The 17,546-nt window shown below is 69.1% G+C and carries 16 protein-coding genes; 10 read left to right on the top strand and 6 right to left on the bottom strand.

Going from position 1 to position 17,546, the window contains the following annotated elements; translation table 11 throughout:
• The first annotated feature begins 20 nt into the window (after positions 1 to 20).
• Both ACZ7KI_RS32150 and ACZ7KI_RS32155 read left to right on the top strand, forming a co-directional pair.
• Positions 21 to 602, top strand: a complete 582-nt coding sequence (locus ACZ7KI_RS32150; protein WP_470276783.1) for an NADAR family protein — start codon at positions 21 to 23, stop codon at positions 600 to 602.
• Between the two features lie 65 nt (positions 603 to 667).
• The gene (locus ACZ7KI_RS32155; protein ID WP_470276784.1) at positions 668 to 6,145 is read left to right on the top strand and encodes a WD40 repeat domain-containing protein; all 5,478 of its coding nucleotides are present in this window, start codon (positions 668 to 670) and stop codon (positions 6,143 to 6,145) included.
• Between the two features lie 51 nt (positions 6,146 to 6,196).
• On the opposite strand, the gene ACZ7KI_RS32160 is transcribed toward ACZ7KI_RS32155, so the two are convergent.
• A complete protein-coding gene (locus tag ACZ7KI_RS32160; protein WP_470276785.1) occupies positions 6,197 to 8,371 on the bottom strand; it encodes an MMPL family transporter in 2,175 nt (724 codons plus the stop codon).
• 159 nt (positions 8,372 to 8,530) lie between these two features.
• On the opposite strand from ACZ7KI_RS32160, the gene ACZ7KI_RS32165 reads away from it, so the two are divergent.
• Both ACZ7KI_RS32165 and ACZ7KI_RS32170 read left to right on the top strand, forming a co-directional pair.
• Entirely contained in the window at positions 8,531 to 9,100 is a 570-nt protein-coding gene (locus ACZ7KI_RS32165; RefSeq protein ID WP_470276786.1) for a TetR/AcrR family transcriptional regulator, read from the top strand.
• A gap of 46 nt (positions 9,101 to 9,146) precedes the next feature.
• Positions 9,147 to 10,058: a prenyltransferase/squalene oxidase repeat-containing protein gene (locus ACZ7KI_RS32170; RefSeq protein ID WP_470276787.1), complete on the top strand. Its 912-nt coding sequence runs from the start codon at positions 9,147 to 9,149 to the stop codon at positions 10,056 to 10,058.
• On the opposite strand, the gene ACZ7KI_RS32175 is transcribed toward ACZ7KI_RS32170, so the two are convergent.
• On the bottom strand, positions 10,015 to 10,563 hold the full coding sequence (locus ACZ7KI_RS32175; protein ID WP_470276788.1) for an RNA 2'-phosphotransferase: 549 nt from the start codon (positions 10,561 to 10,563) through the stop codon (positions 10,015 to 10,017). The two genes, ACZ7KI_RS32170 and ACZ7KI_RS32175, sit on opposite strands and share 44 nt — an antisense overlap.
• Positions 10,564 to 10,624: 61 nt before the next feature.
• Complete coding sequence (soxR, locus tag ACZ7KI_RS32180) at positions 10,625 to 11,086, bottom strand: redox-sensitive transcriptional activator SoxR (protein WP_465505454.1); 462 nt, start codon at positions 11,084 to 11,086, stop codon at positions 10,625 to 10,627.
• A gap of 53 nt (positions 11,087 to 11,139) precedes the next feature.
• On the opposite strand from soxR, the gene ACZ7KI_RS32185 reads away from it, so the two are divergent.
• Genes ACZ7KI_RS32185 through ACZ7KI_RS32195 form a run of 3 tightly spaced genes read left to right on the top strand, consistent with a single transcriptional unit; the run spans position 11,140 to position 13,165 of the window.
• Positions 11,140 to 11,832, top strand: coding sequence for a transketolase (locus ACZ7KI_RS32185; protein ID WP_470276789.1), 693 nt, complete (start codon positions 11,140 to 11,142; stop codon positions 11,830 to 11,832).
• Positions 11,833 to 11,836: 4 nt separating this feature from the next.
• On the top strand, positions 11,837 to 12,727 hold the full coding sequence (locus tag ACZ7KI_RS32190) for a transketolase family protein (protein ID WP_470276790.1): 891 nt from the start codon (positions 11,837 to 11,839) through the stop codon (positions 12,725 to 12,727).
• A gap of 9 nt (positions 12,728 to 12,736) precedes the next feature.
• Positions 12,737 to 13,165: an NUDIX domain-containing protein gene (locus ACZ7KI_RS32195; RefSeq protein ID WP_470276791.1), complete on the top strand. Its 429-nt coding sequence runs from the start codon at positions 12,737 to 12,739 to the stop codon at positions 13,163 to 13,165.
• Here ACZ7KI_RS32195 and ACZ7KI_RS32200 read toward each other — a convergent pair.
• From ACZ7KI_RS32200 to ACZ7KI_RS32210, 3 genes are all read right to left on the bottom strand, one after another.
• The gene (locus tag ACZ7KI_RS32200) at positions 13,151 to 13,819 is read right to left on the bottom strand and encodes an NIPSNAP family protein (protein WP_470276792.1); all 669 of its coding nucleotides are present in this window, start codon (positions 13,817 to 13,819) and stop codon (positions 13,151 to 13,153) included. The genes ACZ7KI_RS32195 and ACZ7KI_RS32200 overlap by 15 nt on opposite strands.
• Positions 13,820 to 13,861: 42 nt before the next feature.
• Positions 13,862 to 15,034 (bottom strand): acyl-CoA dehydrogenase family protein, encoded by a 1,173-nt coding sequence (locus ACZ7KI_RS32205; protein ID WP_470276793.1) that lies wholly within the window; start codon positions 15,032 to 15,034, stop codon positions 13,862 to 13,864.
• Positions 15,035 to 15,105: 71 nt separating this feature from the next.
• Positions 15,106 to 15,285 (bottom strand): hypothetical protein, encoded by a 180-nt coding sequence (locus ACZ7KI_RS32210; protein WP_465505448.1) that lies wholly within the window; start codon positions 15,283 to 15,285, stop codon positions 15,106 to 15,108.
• A gap of 134 nt (positions 15,286 to 15,419) precedes the next feature.
• Here ACZ7KI_RS32210 and hisH point away from each other — a divergent pair, with 134 nt between their 5' ends.
• The 3 genes from hisH (at position 15,420) to ACZ7KI_RS32225 (ending at position 17,218) form a co-directional block, all read left to right on the top strand.
• On the top strand, positions 15,420 to 16,043 hold the full coding sequence (gene hisH, locus ACZ7KI_RS32215) for an imidazole glycerol phosphate synthase subunit HisH (protein WP_470276802.1): 624 nt from the start codon (positions 15,420 to 15,422) through the stop codon (positions 16,041 to 16,043).
• Between the two features lie 9 nt (positions 16,044 to 16,052).
• Positions 16,053 to 16,790, top strand: coding sequence for a bifunctional 1-(5-phosphoribosyl)-5-((5-phosphoribosylamino)methylideneamino)imidazole-4-carboxamide isomerase/phosphoribosylanthranilate isomerase PriA (priA, locus tag ACZ7KI_RS32220; RefSeq protein WP_470276794.1), 738 nt, complete (start codon positions 16,053 to 16,055; stop codon positions 16,788 to 16,790).
• Positions 16,791 to 16,870: 80 nt separating this feature from the next.
• The gene (locus tag ACZ7KI_RS32225) at positions 16,871 to 17,218 is read left to right on the top strand and encodes a DUF1330 domain-containing protein (RefSeq protein ID WP_470276795.1); all 348 of its coding nucleotides are present in this window, start codon (positions 16,871 to 16,873) and stop codon (positions 17,216 to 17,218) included.
• Positions 17,219 to 17,546: the final 328 nt, after the last annotated feature.

Here is a 17,546-nt window from a genome sequence, read left to right on the forward strand (position 1 = left end):
CGGCGAGCATGCTTTCCGGCATGTCCACGAACCCGCGCTCGGTCGCCGAGGTCGTCCGGCTCCAGCGAGCGGGGCGCCGCGTCAAGTTCCTGTTCTTCTGGGGCCACCGGCCTCGGCGTGACGGCACGATCGGTCCGGAGTGCTTCAGCCAGTGGTGGCCTGCCAGGTTCACCGCGGACGGTGAAACCTTCCCGACGGCCGAGCACTACATGATGTGGCGCAAGGCTGTCCTCTTCGACGACGTCGAGAGCGCCGCACGAATCCTGAAGGCCCGGCATCCGCGCGAAGCGAAGGCGCTGGGGCGTGAGGTACGCGGATTCGACCAGTCGGTGTGGGAGGCCGAACGCTATCGCATCGTTCTCGCCGCATCGATCGCCAAATTCGACCAGAACCCGGCGCTTCGTGAGTTCTTGCTCGGTACCGCCAACCGCGTCCTCGTCGAAGCCAGCCCGCTCGACGCGATTTGGGGGATCGGTCTCGCCGCCGACCATCCACGGGCCGGGAACGCAGAGCACTGGCGCGGCCTGAACCTGCTCGGCTTCGCCCTCTGCGACGCCAGGACGACGCTCGCACCCGAGACGGCCCCGTCTCCTGCCCTTTAGTACACCGCTCCGCCACCCCGCCGCTGTCAGGATCCGGGCACGGATCCGCGGCGGAGGGGTGCAGGATGATCTCGGAGCAGGTGGTTTCACGCTACGACCCGGGTTTCGACGTCGTCGGCGCACAGCTGGGCCTCGGCCGTGACGGGCAGGCCTACCTCGTCTACGCGGGCCGCGTGCTGAGGACGGGGCTCGACGGTTCGTCGCCGTACGCCGGGGAGGTGGGGTATTCCGCGCTCGCCGTCACGGCGAACGCGGCCGGGACGATCGCGACGGCGGAGGCGCATTTTCCGCACCGGGTCGCGTTCTGGGACGCGGAGTTCGGCGCCCTCGGCCATATCGACGACTTCACCACCAACGACGAGCAGGGCTGGAACGCGCCGTCCGCGGTCGAGGCGGGGGAGTCGGGCGACTTCTACGCGATCGACCAGTACGAGAACCGCGCTCTCCGGCTGAACCCAGGTGGTGTGGTCGCGGTGTACGACCTGCCACCGCTGGGTGCGACGGTGAAGCACGGCCTCGCGGGTATGCGCGTCTGGGAGCGCCTCTCCCGGCTGTACACGTCTTGGCCGTCCGGCGTCTTCGTCACCGGCTTCGACGGTACGCAGCTGTGGAACGTTCCCGTCCGGGCGGCAGGCCCGCACCTCGGCGGGTTCGACCTCGCCGACGACGGCAAGCTCTACGTCCTCGCCTCCGGGAACGAGGTCCGGATCTTCGGCGAGAACGGCGGCCCGGCCGGAACGCTCACCCTGCAGCTGCCCGACACCCGGTACCCCGTGTCGAATCTTCGCGTCCGCGGAGGTGAGATCTTCCTGAAACGTGCCGATCCCACGACGTTGTTCGAGGTGTACGACCGCACGACCGGCAAGCAGCTCCGGCGGGTCGCCGCCGACGTCGAACGGCTGACGGTCGGTTTCGCGGAACCCGTCTGGACTGCGGGGAAACCTGTCCCGCTGAGCATCACCCACGACAGCGGACGCTGGAAGGCGGCGCCGCGGTTCCGGGTCTGGACTCGTCCGCTCGGTGTCCCGGAGTTCACCGAACTCCGGGTCGACGGCGGCGCCGTGACCCCGCCCGCCGCCGCTCGCGGTCTCTATCAGCTGCGGGTCTCGCCCGATGTGGCCGGCAGGTACTCGGAGTGCACAGTGGACACGGTGGTCGAGGTCCGTGCTCCCGGCTCGACCGGAACGGTATCCGTGATGACCCCGCTCAACCGGTTCTACTACGGCTGTGGCGAACCGGTCCCGGTCACCGTGCTCGCGCGGGCGAAGCCCGGCACGCCGCTCCCCACGACCGTCAAGCTCCGGATTCTGCGGGCGGGCAAGGAAATCGGCTTCCGTGACGTCACGCTCACGAACGGCGAGGGGGAGGTGAGTCTCGACGGTACCTGGGAGCCGGACCGCTACACGCTCGACGCGGACGTCCCCGGTTTCACCGTCGCGCCCCAGTATCTCGAGATCGGCCCCGGGCTCACCGACCGGCCGGACTTCCACATCGTCCAGCACGGCGACTATGCCCAGAGTTTCCCGGAAGACCCTCGCGGGAAGGCGCAGATCCCGCGCTTCGCCGATGTCCCGGAGATCACCGCCGCGCATCTGGACCGGGCGGGGAAACTCGGCTTCAACCTGTTCGTCGACCGCGTCGGGCACGGTCCGGAAGGCCGGTTCCAGAGGATTCCCGCCGACGTCGAAACGGTCGCCAGGCTGGTGAAGGACCCCGAGGCCGTGTCGCCGGAGAAGGCCCATTTCGAGGACTGGAGCCGCCGCGCCATCGCCGGCTACGGGGCGCGGTCCATGGAGGAACAGGGAATCCTGCTCTACATGGACGCCGGGTTGCCGCTCGGTAAGCCGTACGACACCCGCAGCCCGGAGAAAATGGTGGCGGATCTCAAGACCGTCACCGGCTTGCTGGCCGCGTATCCGGCTTTCCGCGGCTGGAGCTGGGCGGCCAACTGGTGGCTGACGAAGCTCGGCGCGGACGCGGCCGCCGACGAGGCAGAGAAGGCCCAGTACCTCGCCGCGTGGAAGGTGGCGGACGAGACCGGGAAGTGGTCGCCGGTGCTCGACACGGTGTCGGATCGCGCGTTCGCCCACAAGGTCGACGCCGAGAAACTGTTCCGCGCCGCGATGGACTCCGTGGTCCCCGGCCGGATCAGCGCGATGACCGCGCCGTACCGGGCGGTGCAGAGCCCGCCGCAGATCCTGTTCGAGAACGCCGACGAGGTCGACCTGCAGTACCAGTCCGAGCAGATCCAGCCGCCGCAGGTCACCGGGCACGCGGTCGACTTCTACCGGCGCCCGGGAAAGCCGGTGTGGGGCCACCCCGAACTGTTCAACGACGACGGTACCGGCGGCATGTTCCTGCCGACCCTGCTGCAGCAGGTGATGCGCGGCGCCAAGGGGACCGGCACGGTCGGCGACGCCGGACGTCAGCATGTGGGCCCGACCGCCGCCGACCCCCGGACCGGTGGGACCGGCACCCGGCTCGGCGGCCCGAGGGCCGGTGGCGCCGGCAAGACCTCCGTCCTGCGGGCGGCGTTCGGCCTCGCCGCCGAAGTGGGGCCCGCGATCGCCAAGGCGCGCAGTGGTGACCGCGTCGCGATCGTGGTCTCCACCCGCATGCAGCGGGCCGAGGGCAGGGAAGGCGGCATCAGCGGCTGGAACGGGAAGATCGGCGGCAAGTACTTCGACGCCCTTTACGAGGCCTACAACGCCTGCCTGTACGCGCACCGGCCCGCGTCGTTCGTGTTCACCGAGGACGTCAGCGCCGAGGTGCTGAGCGGGTACGACGCGGTGTTGCTGGTCGGACAGCGGATGGAGTTGGATCCGCCGCTGGCCGCGGCCTTGCGGGACAGCGGGGTGCCGGTCTACTTCGACGACACCTGCCGCCCGGAACTGGTCGTCGGGTTCACGCCACTGGGCGTCGGATTCGACAAGGTCGGCCAGGACCCCCTGGCGTACAACGACGACTCGGCATACCCGCGTTTCCGGCGTTATTTCCTGGAGCACGCCGAAACCGTGCGCAAGGCGCTGGCGGACGTCCGGCCGGTCGCCCGCTGCGACAACCCCGAGGTGCTGTTGTCCGAGTGGGTCGACGGCGACGTCCGGTACGTCTGGGCGGTCAACAACACCCTCCTCGACTGGGACCCCGGGCAGATGTGGCGGGTGGGCCTGTCGATCGGGCATCGGGTGCCCGTGATGGCCGCGTTGGACGTCGACGTGCCACTGCTGCACCGGGTCGTCGATGTCCTGACTGGCCAGGACGTCTCGCTGATCGGCGGCCGGTTCACCGCCGACCTGCGCAGCGCGCCCGCCCGGCTGTACGCGATCGTTCCCCTGCTGCACAAGGAACTCCCGAAGGTCACCCCGGACGCGTTCGGCCCGCACGTCCGCGACGTCGCGGTGTCCGCCGACGGGAAGTCGGCGATGCTCGGCTGCTTCAACTGGGATCACAACCTGTACGGGCTGGATCTCGGCACCGGGAAGACCACCTGGCGGCGGAAGATCGGGCACCACTTCGGGTTCGCGCCGTCCGTCCACAAGGGAGGCTTCTCCGCGCAGGGCTTCGACCTCGACACGGCGGAGGGACATCATCTCTACCTGCTGGACGGCACGGGGAAGCCGAGCCGCAGATTCGCCCTGTTCGGCCTGCCCAAACGCGCGACGGACTGGGCGCGCGGCGAGTGGCTCCACGACACGGGGCTGGACAATTTCGCGGTGGCCCCCGGTGGAACGTGGGTCGCGACCTCGGGTGATCTCGGCCTGGTGGTGTGGGACAGCTCGGGAAAGCAGCTGTGGACGCGGGAATGGTGGACGACAAGCCGGACACCGCACCGGCTGCTGCCGGTGGACGACACGACCCTGGTCGCGTTCGACGCCGGAAAGATCACCGGTCTGTCCACTGTGGACGGACGAGAGCTCTTCTCGGTTCAGGTGGCTCGCACGGGAGTGTTCCTCGGCGGCGCCGTCAGCGCCGACGGCAGGACCATCGTGATCTGGTCCGACACCGACGGGGGCAGGATCTTCGTGCTGCGGGGCGGCGCTCTGGTCAACACTCTCCCGATCGCCGCGGAAGAGGTGTCCGTTTCGGCCAACGGAGAGCTGATCGTGGTCACCGAAGGAGAGCGGCTCAACGCTTTCGCCGCGACCGGCGGTCTACTGTGGACGTTCACCGGCGACGATCTGATGCGCCGCCCCCGGATCTCTCCGGACGGCACCAGGATCGCCGCCGGGAGCGAACTCGGCACGCTGTACGTCCTGGATCCGGCGGGAGCGGTGCTGACGCGGCAGGATCTGCGCGCCTTGCCGGTGCCGTCGTGGCTGCCCGGCGGCGACCTGCTGGTCGCGACCTGGATGGGCACCGTCCTCCGCTACGGACCGAACCTCCGGCCGCGGTGGCGGAGCCGGATCGCCCCGGTCGAGACCGACGCGCGGTCGAAGCTGCGGGCACCCGATCCGACGCCGACCACCCGAAAAACCGGCTGGGGGAACGCTTCGGCCGAGCCACTTCCGTTGGTGCCCAACCTCATCGCGGACACGAACGCGTTCGTGACCGCGGAGTCCGTGCGGCCGAAGCAGGTACTCGAAGGTCAGTATTCCGCGGAGATCCTGCGTGACGGCAAGGCGGATCCGCCACCGGGGCCCTGGCTGCGCTGGCACGACATCGGGTTCGTCAACAGCGGCTGGCGTGACGAACTGGTGCTCAAGGTCGACACGTTCCGCACGCGGGTGCGGCTGACCGGGGTCACCTTCGCCGAGGATCCGGCGCATCCCGAGTCGTGGCTGCGTGACGTCCGGCTGCAGTGGTGGGACGGCGAGGGCGAGGTCTGGCACGACGGACCACTGCTGTTGTCCGACAAGGCCGTCCACAGCCATGTGTTCGACCGGCCGATCGAGGCCTCGCGGTTCCGTTTCGTCAGCACCGGCGGCGGAAGCTGGCCGAACGGCAACATCCGGCTCGGGGAGATGGTCTTCCACGGCGAGCAGCTGGGGAACTCGCACCGCGACGTCCTCGCGAAACGGCCGAGGGCCGTGCTCTTCGACGAGCGGGTCAAGGATCTCGACATGATGCTGTACCCGCCGACGTTCGCATTCCGTCAGGGTGACGCGTTCTCCGGCGGGACCAGCCTGGAACTGACGGCGGCGGGGGAGGCGCATCCGGCGTACCGGGCGCCGTTCGGGCACGCGGTCCCCGATTGGGACTTCAAGATCGCCGAGAACCCGGAACCGGGTCAGTACCGGTACTTCCAGTTCGCGTGGAAGGCGACCTCGCCGAGTACGACCGGGATCGGGCTGCGACTGGGCGGTCCGTGGCCGGGACTCGCCGTCTGCGCGTCCGTCGGCGATTCGAACTGGCTCGACCACACGGTGCTCGCGGAACACCGGGTGCCGGGTCCGCCGCCTGCCGACTGGACGACCGTCCGGATCGACCTCTGGGCGATCACCGGGGGCAAACCGCCGGTGATCCAGGGGCTGGGGCTGCGGTCCAACGGCGGTGGCGCGCTGTTCGACCGGTTGGTCCTCGGCCGCACCGAAGCGGACCTGTGAACTGAAGGGCGCTTTTCCCGCGGGAAATCGCGGGAAAAGCGCCCTTCTCGTTCAGCTCCGCACCAGCTCCCGCTCGTCAGGAGCGTCGAGTTGCTTCGTGAGCTTCTCGCCTTCGACGTCGACATCGGGTAGCACCCGGTCGAGCCACTTCGGCAGCCACCAGGCACCGCGTCCGAGCAGCGACATCAGTGCCGGCACAATGGTCATCCGGATCACGAACGCGTCCACCAGCACACCGAAGGCCAGCGCGAACCCGATCGACTGGATCAGCGAGGACTCCGCGAGGACGAATCCGGCGAACACGCTGATCATGATCAGCGCGGCGGCGACCACGACCCGGGAGCCGTGCCGGAAGCCGGTGACCATCGCCTGCTGCGGGTCGGCGCCGTGGACGTACTCCTCTCGCATCCGCGTCACCAGAAACACCTGGTAGTCCATCGCGAGCCCGAACAGCACACCGATCAGCAGGATCGGCAGCATGCTCATGATCGGCCCGGTCGTCTTCACCCCGAGCAGGTCGGTGAGCCAGCCCCACTGGAACACCGCGACCACGGCACCGAACGTCGCGACCACGGAGCCGAGGAAGCCCAGCGTCGCCTTCAGCGGCACCACGACCGACCGGAACACCAGCATCAGCAACAGGAACGCCAGCCCGACGATCAGCGCGAGGTACGGCAGCATCGCGTCCGCGAGCTTCTCGGAGACGTCGATGTTGGCCGCGGTCTGGCCGGTCACCGCCAGCGAAGCGCCGGTGGCCGTGCCCAGTCCCGCGTTCAGGCCGCGGATGTCGCTGACGAGGTCTTCGGTCGCGGTGCTGCTCGGACCGCTCTTCGGGATGACGGTCAGCAGGGCGAGGTCGCCGTCCCGGTTGGTCTTCGGCGGCGTGACGATCGGACGCTCGGGCAAGCCGCCGATTCCGGCGGCGGCCTGCTGGAGCGCGGCCTGCCGGTCCTTGCTGCCCGCCAGGTCGACGACGATCACCAGCGGTCCGTTGGCGCCCTCGCCGAAGCTGCGGCTGACGGTTTCGTAGGCCTTGCGCTGGGTGGTGTCCGGTGCGGCGGTGCTGTCGTTCGGCAGGCCGAGCTGCATGCTCGCGGCCGGGATGGCGACGATCGCGAGTCCGGCGACAGCGGCGATCAGTACCGGGATCCGGTGGCGGGCGACGAAACGTGCCCAGCGCTCGCCATGTGTCGTCGCGCCTTCCTTGCGGCGCAGGCGGATCTTGCCGCCCCGCAGCTTGCCGCCCGCGAAACCGAGGATGGCGGGTAGCAGGGTGAGCGCGATGACGACGGCGATGGCGACGGTGATCGCCGCGGCGACGCCCATCTCGCCGAGGAACGGGATACCGACGACGGTCAGCCCCGCCAGCGCGATGATCACGGTCAGCCCGGCGAACACCACGGCGGAGCCCGCGGTGCCGGTGGCGCGCCCGGCCGCTTCTTCCGGATCGCGGCCGACCTCGAGTTCGTGCCGGTAGCGGGAAACGATGAAGAGCGCGTAGTCGATGCCGACGGCGAGGCCGATCATCAGCGCGAGTACCGGCGTGTTCGTGTTCAGTTCCAGGAAACCGGACGCCGTCGTGATGCCCGCCATGCCGATGCCGACCCCGATCAGCGCGGTCAGCAGCGGGATCCCGGCGGCGAGCAGTGAACCGAAGGTGATGATCAGGACGACGGCGGCGACGGCGACACCGATGCCTTCGGTGGCGTTCGTGGCGGGCATCGCCTGGACGGCGTCACCGCCGAATTCCACGGTGTACCCGGCGGCCTTGGCTGGGTCCGCGGCGGCCATCAGGCCCTCGCGGTCGGCGTCGGTGAGTTCGAAGCCGGGCACGCGGTAGCTGACCTGGGCCATCGCGACGTGCTTGTCCGGCGAAATGGCCTGGGCCTGCAGCGGGTCGAGCACCCCGGCGACCTTCGGCGCGTCCTTGAGTCCGGTGACGAGGCGCGTGATCGTCGCCTGCCCGGCGGCGTCGGTGATGTCGCCGGGCGTCGAGATGACCACACGCGCGGTCGCGCCGCCTGCCGCCGCCTCGGGGAAGCGGTCCGCGAGCTGGTCGATGGCCCGCTGCGATTCGGTCCCGGGGATGGTCACCGAGTTCGAAAGCTGGCCGGACAGGGTCAGCGCGCCCGCGCCGAGGGCGACCAGGACGGCGGCCCAGACCGCCGTCACCAGTGCCCGGCGCCGGAACGAGAACCGGCCGAGGCGGTACAGGAAGCTGGCCACAAGAGTCTCCCGTTCACTCGATCAGGTCATTCCAAGCTAGCCGATCGGCTAGGGTGCAACAAGCCGATCGGCAAGTATGTGACTAGCCGCACGGCTAGTACTGGTTTGGCCGGACGGCTACGCTTGACGTAACCTCCGACGGCTGAACGAGGAGGGATCATGGACGTCGTCCAGGCGGAGGACACCCGCACGCGACTGCTGAGCACGGCGTTGCGGCTGTTCACCGAGCACGGCGTGGAAGGCACCTCGCTGCAGATGATCGCGGACGCGTTGGGGGTCACCAAGGCGGCCGTCTACTACCACTTCAAGACGAAGGCGGAGATCACCGAATCCGTCGCCGAGCCCGTGCTGCGCGAGCTGGAGGGCATCGTCGACGACGCCCGCGCCCAGCGCACCCGCGGCGCGCAGATCGACCATCTGCTGGACGGTTTCGTCGATCTCGTGGTGCGGCACCGGGCGCTGGTCGCGCTGTTCTCCAGCGACCCCGGCATCGCGCGGGCGGTCGAAAAATCCGTCCACCGCTCGGAAAGCTTCAAGAACCGGTTGCTGGAGATCCTGGTCGGCCCGGAGCCGGACGTGCTGGCGATGGTCACCGCGCAGGTGCTCCTCGCCGGTATCGCCCTCGCCGGCGGCTCGCCCGAAGTCTCCGCTCTCGACGACGAGACGCTGCGCGAAACGCTCCTCAGCGTCGGTCGCAAGCTCTACAACCGTCCCCGCCGCCGCACGTGACCGATGTGTTCAAGACAGGCGTCGCGATCCGCGCGACCCTGTCGGTATGAACATCGATCTCAAAGCAGCGGCCGACTTCATGGCCACGCGGGCCCGGCTGCTCGACCGGCGGCGGTTCGAGGTCCTCTTCCGCGACGGCGACCCGGCGGCCGCCCTCGCCGCGCTGGAGGGGTACCGCAATCCCGACGGCGGTTACGGCCACGGCCTCGAACCGGACTGCCGCTCGGTCACCAGCCAGCCCGGGGGAGCACTGCACGCCTTCGAGGTCTTCGCCGACGTCGGCCCGGTGACCAGCCCGCGGGTGGTCGAACTCTGTGACTGGCTCGACTCGATCTCCCTGCCGGACGGCGGTGTCCCGTTCGCCTTGCCGATGCCGGATCCGTTCGGCAGCGCGCCGTTCTGGGCGAGCGCGGATCCGTCGGTCTCGTCGCTCCAGATCACCGCGATCGTCGCGGTCACCGCGCACCGGGTCGCCGCGCACGATCCCGCCGTCGCCGCGCATCCCTGGCTGGCGAAGGCCACCCGCTATTGCCTCGACGAGATCGAGAAGATCGACGAAGCACCGCACGCGCTCGTGCTCGCTTTCACGATGAAACTGGTGGACGTGCTCGGCGACACCCGCCTGGTCGGGAAACTCGGCCGGTTCATCCCGGACGATGGCGTGGTCGCGGTCGACGGCGGGATCGAGGGCGAGGCCATGCGCCCGCTCGACTTCGCCCCGGAACCCGGTGGCCCGGCGCGGAAGCTCTTCGAACCCGAAGTCATCGAGGCCGATCTGCGGCGGATCGCGGGCGGGCAGCACGAAGACGGCGGCTGGCGGGTCGACTACACCAGCTATTCGCCCGCGGCCGCGCTGGAGTGGAACGGGCTGTTCACCGTGAACACGCTGGGGCTTCTTCGGGCCAACGGCCTGATCACGGCAGACGGCGGAGGAACTCCGGCGGAACCGCGGCGGTGAGCCAGACACCGTTCGCGCTCACCTGGAATTCGTGCCCCGCCTCGGCCATGCCCCGCGCGTCGACGGCGAGCAGGACCGGGACCCCGCGCCGGGCACCGACGGCCCGCGCGGTCTCCGTGGTCGCCGAAAGGTGCACGGCGTGCCGCTTCATCGGCCGGAGGCCTTCACTCAGAATCGCGTCGAGGAACCGCGACACCGTCCCGTGATAGAGGACGCCGGGTGGGATGGCGGTGGGCAATTCGAGGTCGACTTCGACGCTGTGCCCTTGGCTGGCGCGGATCCGCTGCCCGCTTTCGTCGAAGGCGAAGCGCCGTTTGTCGTTGCCCTCCACCACTTCCTCGAGCTGGGCACGGCTGAGCCGCACTCCGTGCCGCGCCAAGGCAGCCAAGAGGGTCTCGACTTCGACCCAGCCGTCGGGGGTGAGGGTGATGCCGAGGTCGCCGGGTGCGTGCCGCAGGTGCCGGGAGAGTCGTTTCGAGACTCGGATGAGGTGTTTCTTTTCCATTTCGCGTCCAGTGACGCACATCCGGTACCCGCGTGGCAACGGGAATTCGGAAACCGGGAATTCAGATGCCGCCCTCGGAAGCCGGGCGCAGTTTGCCCGCACCGGGGCCGAACCGGGACATCTGGTCGTCGGCGTTGTACAGCCCGCAGCTGCGCAGAGACAGGCAACCGCAGCCGATGCAGCCGGTCAGCCTGTCCCGCAGCCGCTGCAGCGCGTCGATCCGCGCGTCCAGTTCGTCCTGCCAGCCGCGCGAAAGCCTCGCCCAGTCCGCCTTCGTGGGGGCGTGATCCTTGGGTAAGGTGTCCAGTGCCGAGCTGATGTCGTCGAGGCTGAGCCCGACCCGTTGCGCGGCCCGGATGAAGGCGATCCGGCGCAGCACCGAACGCGGATACCGCCGCTGGTTGCCCGCCGAACGCTCCGAGCTGATCAGCCCTTTGTCCTCGTAGAAGCGCAAAGCGGTGTGGGGAACGCCGCTGCGGTCGGCGACCTGTCCGATGCTCAGGTGTTCAGCCAATCTCGTCACGTCGCCAGGCTAGCCTTGACTTCGACTTAAGTCGAGGTTGCACGCTCGACGCCATGACCACCGACACGAAAACCGGTTACGCGGATCTGCCGAGGCTGATCTCGCTGATGACCGGGGACGAGAAACACCAGGCCGCCGCCGAGTCCACTGTGGACGTCCTGTGGGTGCTCTACGACCGCGTGCTCGACATCACGCCGGAGAACTTCCACGATCCGGGCCGCGACCGCTTCCTGCTGTCCAAGGGCCACGGCCCGATGGCCTACTACGCGGTGCTGACGAAGAAGGGCTTCATCCAGGAGGACGAACTCGCCGACTGGACGTCGGCGGAATCGAGGCTCGGGCACCATCCCGATCGCGCGCGGCTGCCGGGTGCCGAGATCTCCAGCGGCTCGCTCGGTCACGGCCTCCCGCTGGCCATCGGCACCGTGTTCGGGCTGCGCGCCAAGGGATTCCGTGACGCCAAGGTCGTCACACTAATCGGCGACGCGGAACTCGACGAAGGCTCCAACTCCGAGGCCATCGCGGTGGCGGGCCGGATCGGCATGCCGCAGCTGACCGCCGTCGTCGTCGACAACTCCTCGGCCACCCACGGCTGGCCGGGCGGGATCGGACGCCGGTTCGAGGTCGAGGGCTGGGCGGTCCGCACCGTCGACGGCCGGGATCACGACGCGCTCCACGAAGCCTTCACCACCCCTCATCCGGACCGGCCGCTCGCCGTGGTCGCGACCGTCGAGCGAAAGGGCTGAACCCGTGAACATGCGTGAAACCTTCCTCGACGCCACCGCCGAGGTACTCGACACCGATCCGAACGTCGCCGTCGTCCTCGCCGACATCTCCGCCGCGCAACTCGCCTTCGCCGCGCGAAAACATCCGGACCGCGTGCTCAACGTCGGTATCCGCGAGCAGCTGATGATGAGCACCGCCGGCGGTCTCGCGCTGGCGGGGATGCGGCCGATCGTCCACACCTTCTCGTCGTTCCTCGTGGAGCGGGCGTTCGAACAGGTCAAACTGGACCTCGGCCACCAGGACGTCGGCGCCGTGCTGGTGTCTTCGGGCGCGTCCTACGACATGCCGACCGCCGGGCGGACGCATCAGGCGCCCGGGGACGTCGCCCTCATCGACACGCTGCCGGGCTGGACCGTGCACGTGCCGGGTCACCCCGAGGAAGCACGGCGCCTGCTGCTGGAGTCCATTCCCGGCGACGGGCGCGTCTACCTCCGGCTCTCCGCGCAGGAGAACGCGAAACCGCATCTGGGCGCCGGCCTGCAGACACTGCGCGCGGGCAGCCGAGGTGTCGTGGTGGCCGTCGGGCCGATGCTCGACCGGACGCTGGAGGCGACCGCCGATCTCGACGTGACCGTGCTGTACACGTCGACGGTCAGGCCGTTCGACGCCGCCGGGCTGCGTTCGGCCGTCGAAGCCACCGGCGCGGCCGACGTCGTGCTGATCGAGCCCTACCTCGCGGGAACGTCGGCGCATACGGTGTCCGCCGCGCTGTCGGAGACGCCGCACCGGCTGCTCTCGCTCGGCGTCCGGCGCGCGGCCGAAGTGCGGATCTACGGCGAAATGGCCGACCACGACCTCGCGCACGGTCTCGACGCGGGATCCATCGCCCTGTCGGTCAAGGAATTCCTCCGCTAGTTTCGGGGGATGCCCACCATCCGCCCGCTCGCGCTCGCGGTCGTCCGCCGTGGCAACGACCTCCTGGTGTTCGAAGGCCGGGACGAAGCCAAGGGCGAGACCTACCATCGCCCGCTCGGGGGCGGGATCGAGTTCGGCGAGACCGCGGCGGAAGCGGTCCGCCGCGAGCTGCTGGAGGAACTCGCGGCGGAACTGACCTCGGTCGAGCAGATCGCGGTACTGGAGAACGTGTTCACCTACGAAGGCAGGTCGGGCCACGAAATCGTGTTCCTGTTCGCCGCCGAACTGGCCGACAAGGCGTTCTACGAGCGCGACGAGGTCGGGGTCGTCCTCGACGAGGGCGCACGCGTGCACTGGCTGCCGATGGCCGACGTGGCGAGCGGCAAGGCGATCCTCTATCCGGATGGGCTGGCGGAACTCCTTTCAGCGCAGACGTGACCGCGGGGTCGGTGTGAGTTCCAGCCGCCGCCAAGGACGTTCGAGCCGGTCGGCGAGCCCGGCGCCTGTCCGGTCGAGGAGTTCCCGGTGTTCTTCGGTGGCCTTGGCGAACCAGACGAAGACGGTCTCGTTCTCTCGTACGGGAAGGCGGGGGAAGGTGTTCTCGGCGGGTTCGGTCTCGAAGTGGCCGAAGGTGACCACGCCCGCTTCCCGCAGCGCCGGAGCCACGGTGTCGGCGAAGTACTCCGAGAATTCCTTCACCGGCCCGGTGGGATGGCAGATCGTCACCAGCACCCGGGAGCCGGGTGCGCCGTCCGGAGCGGGTAATCCCGGCCCGGACGGCCGCAGCAGCAGGACGTCGGAAGCGTCGATCATCGTCTCGTTCGCCGCCGGGCCGTGTTCGCGCCACACCGGCCCGAAGTAGAACGACTCCAGCGCGGCCCGCCTGGTCTCCATGTCCCGGAAACCGCGCAGCCACACGAACTTGTCCGGTTCGCCCGCCTCGCGGAACTGGCCGAACAAGCGCATGCCACAGGCTTCCTGTGTCTCCACGAACTCGCGCTCGAAGAGCTCGATCAGCTCGTCCCGGCGGCCGGGGTGCAGGGTGTACCGGCGCAGCTCGACGACGGACTGGAACTCGGCGGAATCGGTCATGCGGCGGACCCTAGAGCCCCGCACCGACAGTTTCGGAGCGGTCTAGCGGAAGGCGGCGAGCCCGGTGACCGACTGACCCAGCGAGAGCGCGTGCATCTCCTCGGTGCCTTCGTAGGTCAGCACGGTTTCAAGGTTCGACATATGCCGCATCACCGGGTACTCCAGCGAAATCCCGTTGGCGCCGAGCATGGCGCGAGCCGTCCGCGCGACCTCCAGTGCCGACCGGACGTTGGCGAGCTTGCCGAAGCTGACGTGGTTGTGGTGCAGCGTGCCCGCGTCCTTGAGCCGCCCGATCCGCAGCGCGACCAGCCCGGCCCGGTTGACCTCGACGACGAGGTCGGCGAGCTTGCGCTGGGTGAGCTGGAACCCGGCCAGCGGCTTGCCGAACTGCTCGCGGCTCAGCGTGTACTCGAGCGCCGATTCGTAGCAGGAACGCGCGGCGCCGACGACACCGAACAGGATTCCGTAGCGTGCTTCGTTCAGGCACGACAGCGGACCGCGCAGGCCGCGGACCTCGGGGAACGCCGCCGATTCCGGCAGGCGGACGCCGTCGAGCACCAGTTCCGCGGTCAGCGAGGCCCGCAGCGACAGCTTGTGCTTGACCTCGTTCGCGGTGAAGCCCGGCGTGTCCGTGGGGACGACGAACCCGCGCACGCCTTCGTCGGTCTGCGCCCAGACGACCGCGACGTCGGCGACGGTCCCGTTGGTGATCCACATCTTCGTGCCGCTGAGCACCCAGTCCGAGCCGTCGCGGACCGCGCGGGTCCGCATGCTGCCCGGATCGCTGCCGGCGTCCGGTTCGGTCAGCCCGAAGCAGCCGAGCGCCTCACCGGCGGCCATCCGCGGCAGCCACTCCTGCTTGTGCTCGTCGGTGCCCCACTTGTGGATCGCGTACATCGCCAGCGAACCCTGCACCGAGACGAAGCTGCGCAGCCCGGAGTCGACGGCCTCCAGTTCGCGGCAGGCGATGCCATAGGCGACGGCGCTGGTCCCGGCGCAGCCGTAGCCCTCCAGGTGCATGCCGAGCAGGCCGAGCTTGCCGAAGCCCTTGGCGAGTTCGGCGGCGGGCAGCGCGCCCGTTTCGTACCATTCGGCGATATTCGGCAGGAGCTGGTCGTGCGCGTACGAGCGCACGGCGTCACGGACGGCCCGGTCCTCGTCGGAGAGTTCGGCGTCGAGATCGAGGAAGTCGCGCGGATCCGGGCTGCTGCTCATGCGTCACTCCTGGTCGGCTCGGTGGGGCGTGGCTCCATGAAGAAAACCACACACACGACCGGAGTCGGGTGTCAGCGATCGCGCCATCCGGTGGTCTTCGTCACCTGAACCGATGCGGTCGCCGTCTGTCCGGGCGCCACGCGCTGTTTCTGCGCGGGGATCAGCAGCTCCGCGAAGGTGGGAAAGGGGACACTTTCGATGTCCTCGCGCCAGGCGTCGAGAAGGCAGGTCAGGTCGTCGGCGTCCCGCATCGTTCCTCCAGAAGTGCAGGCGGTCCTGCGCCGGCCTCTCACTCGGCGTGGTTACTACCCAAACGAGTGACGGTTGAAACAAGGAATCGCGAGAAAATCCTGTCCGCTAACCTGGGCGCGTGGCTACTCCTCGTGTGGTGATCCTGGACTACGGGTCCGGCAATCTCCGATCCGCCGAACGCGCCGTCGAGCGCGCCGGCGCCGATGTCGAGGTCACGGCCGACCCCCATGCCGCGCTCGAGGCCGACGGCCTGGTCGTTCCCGGTGTCGGCGCCTTCTCCGCCTGCATGGAGGGCCTGCTCTCGGTGTCGGGGGAGAAGATCATCGGCAAACGCCTCGCCGGCGGCCGTCCGGTGCTGGGCATCTGCGTCGGCATGCAGATCCTGTTCGAACGCGGGGTCGAACACGGCGAGGAGGCCGCGGGCACCGGTGAGTGGCCCGGCACGGTCGACAGGTTGGAGGCCGACGTCCTGCCCCACATGGGCTGGAACACCGTCCGCGCCCCGGAGGACTCGCAGCTGTTCGCCGGTCTCGACGCGGAAACGCGGTTCTATTTCGTGCACTCCTACGCCGCGAGGACCTGGGAACTCGACTCCGGGCTCGCCGGGCAGCAGCCCAAGGTGACCTGGGCGAACCACGGCCAGGACTTCGTCGCCGCCGTCGAGAACGGGCCACTGTGGGCGACGCAGTTCCACCCGGAGAAGTCCGGCGACGCCGGGGCGCACCTGCTGCGCAACTGGCTGAAGTCTCTGTCTTAGAGTGGGCGCGTGACTTTCACGCTCCTTCCCGCCGTTGATGTGGCCGATGGCCAGGCCGTCCGACTCGTCCAGGGCGAGGCCGGCACCGAAACCTCCTATGGCAGCCCGCTGGAGGCGGCGCTCGCCTGGCAGCGTGACGGGGCGGAGTGGATCCATCTGGTCGACCTCGACGCCGCGTTCGGCAAGGGTTCCAACCGCGAGCTGCTCGCCGAGGTCGTGGCGAAGCTGGACGTCCAGGTGGAGCTGTCCGGTGGCATCCGCGACGACGCCTCGCTGGAGGCCGCGCTGGCCACCGGCGCCCGCCGCGTCAACCTCGGCACCGCCGCGCTGGAGGACCCGGAGTGGACCGCGAAGGTGGTCTCCACCTTCGGCGACCGTGTCGCCATCGGGCTGGACGTGCGGATCACCGAGGCGGGGCACCGGCTGTCCGCCCGCGGCTGGACACAGGACGGCGGTGACCTCTGGGAGGTCCTCGACCGGCTCGACCGCGACGGCGCGCAGCGCTACGTCGTCACCGACGTGAGCAAGGACGGCACCCTCCAGGGACCGAACATCGACCTGCTCCGCGAGGTCGCCGCCCGCACCGACGCGCCCGTCATCGCCTCCGGCGGCGTGTCCAGTGTGGACGACCTCCGCGCGCTGGCCGCCCTGGCGCGCGACGGTGTCGAAGGCTCCATCGTCGGCAAGGCGCTCTACGCCGGGGCGTTCACCCTGCCCGAGGCACTCGCGGCCGTCGCGGAGTTCTGAGCTTTACCTCCGGGGTAATCGACGCCACGCGGCAGGTCGGTCAGGATTCTTCCAGGACAACGAAAACCTGGAGGGACACCATGACCGCCTACGGAATCGCCCACCTTCGCCCGCCCGCCGTGACGGCGGAAGAGGTCTTCGAGTACCTGGAGCGGATCCAGGACACACTGGATCCCTTCGGCGGCAAGTTCCTCGTGCACGGGGCCGAGGTGCAGGTCGTCGAAGGCGAATGGCCCGGCGCGCTGGTGATGATCGAGTTCCCGAGTATCGAGACCGCTCGCGAGTGGTACGACTCGCCCGCGTACCAGGAGATCCTGCACCTGCGGGCGGACCACATCCCGGGTGACCTGATCCTGGTCGACGGCTGCGGACCGGACCACGACTCGGCCGCCATGGCGGCGGCCATGCGGGCGGCGCAGGCCGCTTGATCGTGCGGTGACCGGTGGGCCTCGTGAAGGCCCCCTTCCCTCGGCTCAGCCGAGGAAACTCGACCCGTAGGCCACAGTGATCATTTAGGACGGAGTCGGTTCTCTTGAGAGACAAGGCAAACGTGGCTTGTCTTGAAGGCTCCCTTCAAGACATCCGACTTCGACGCGGGTGCAGCGGTGTCCCCAACGTGTCGTGAAAGCCACTTTCGGGACACCGCATGTCCCGAAAGTGGGGCGGATTCACTCGGTCGTCGCAACATGGTCTATTTAGGACAGTATCATGGTGAGTTTCTCTTGCGGGGTAAGCCAGTTCAGTGTTTTGCGGGGA

It is taken from the genome of Amycolatopsis sp. NPDC039088 (assembly GCF_055598845.1).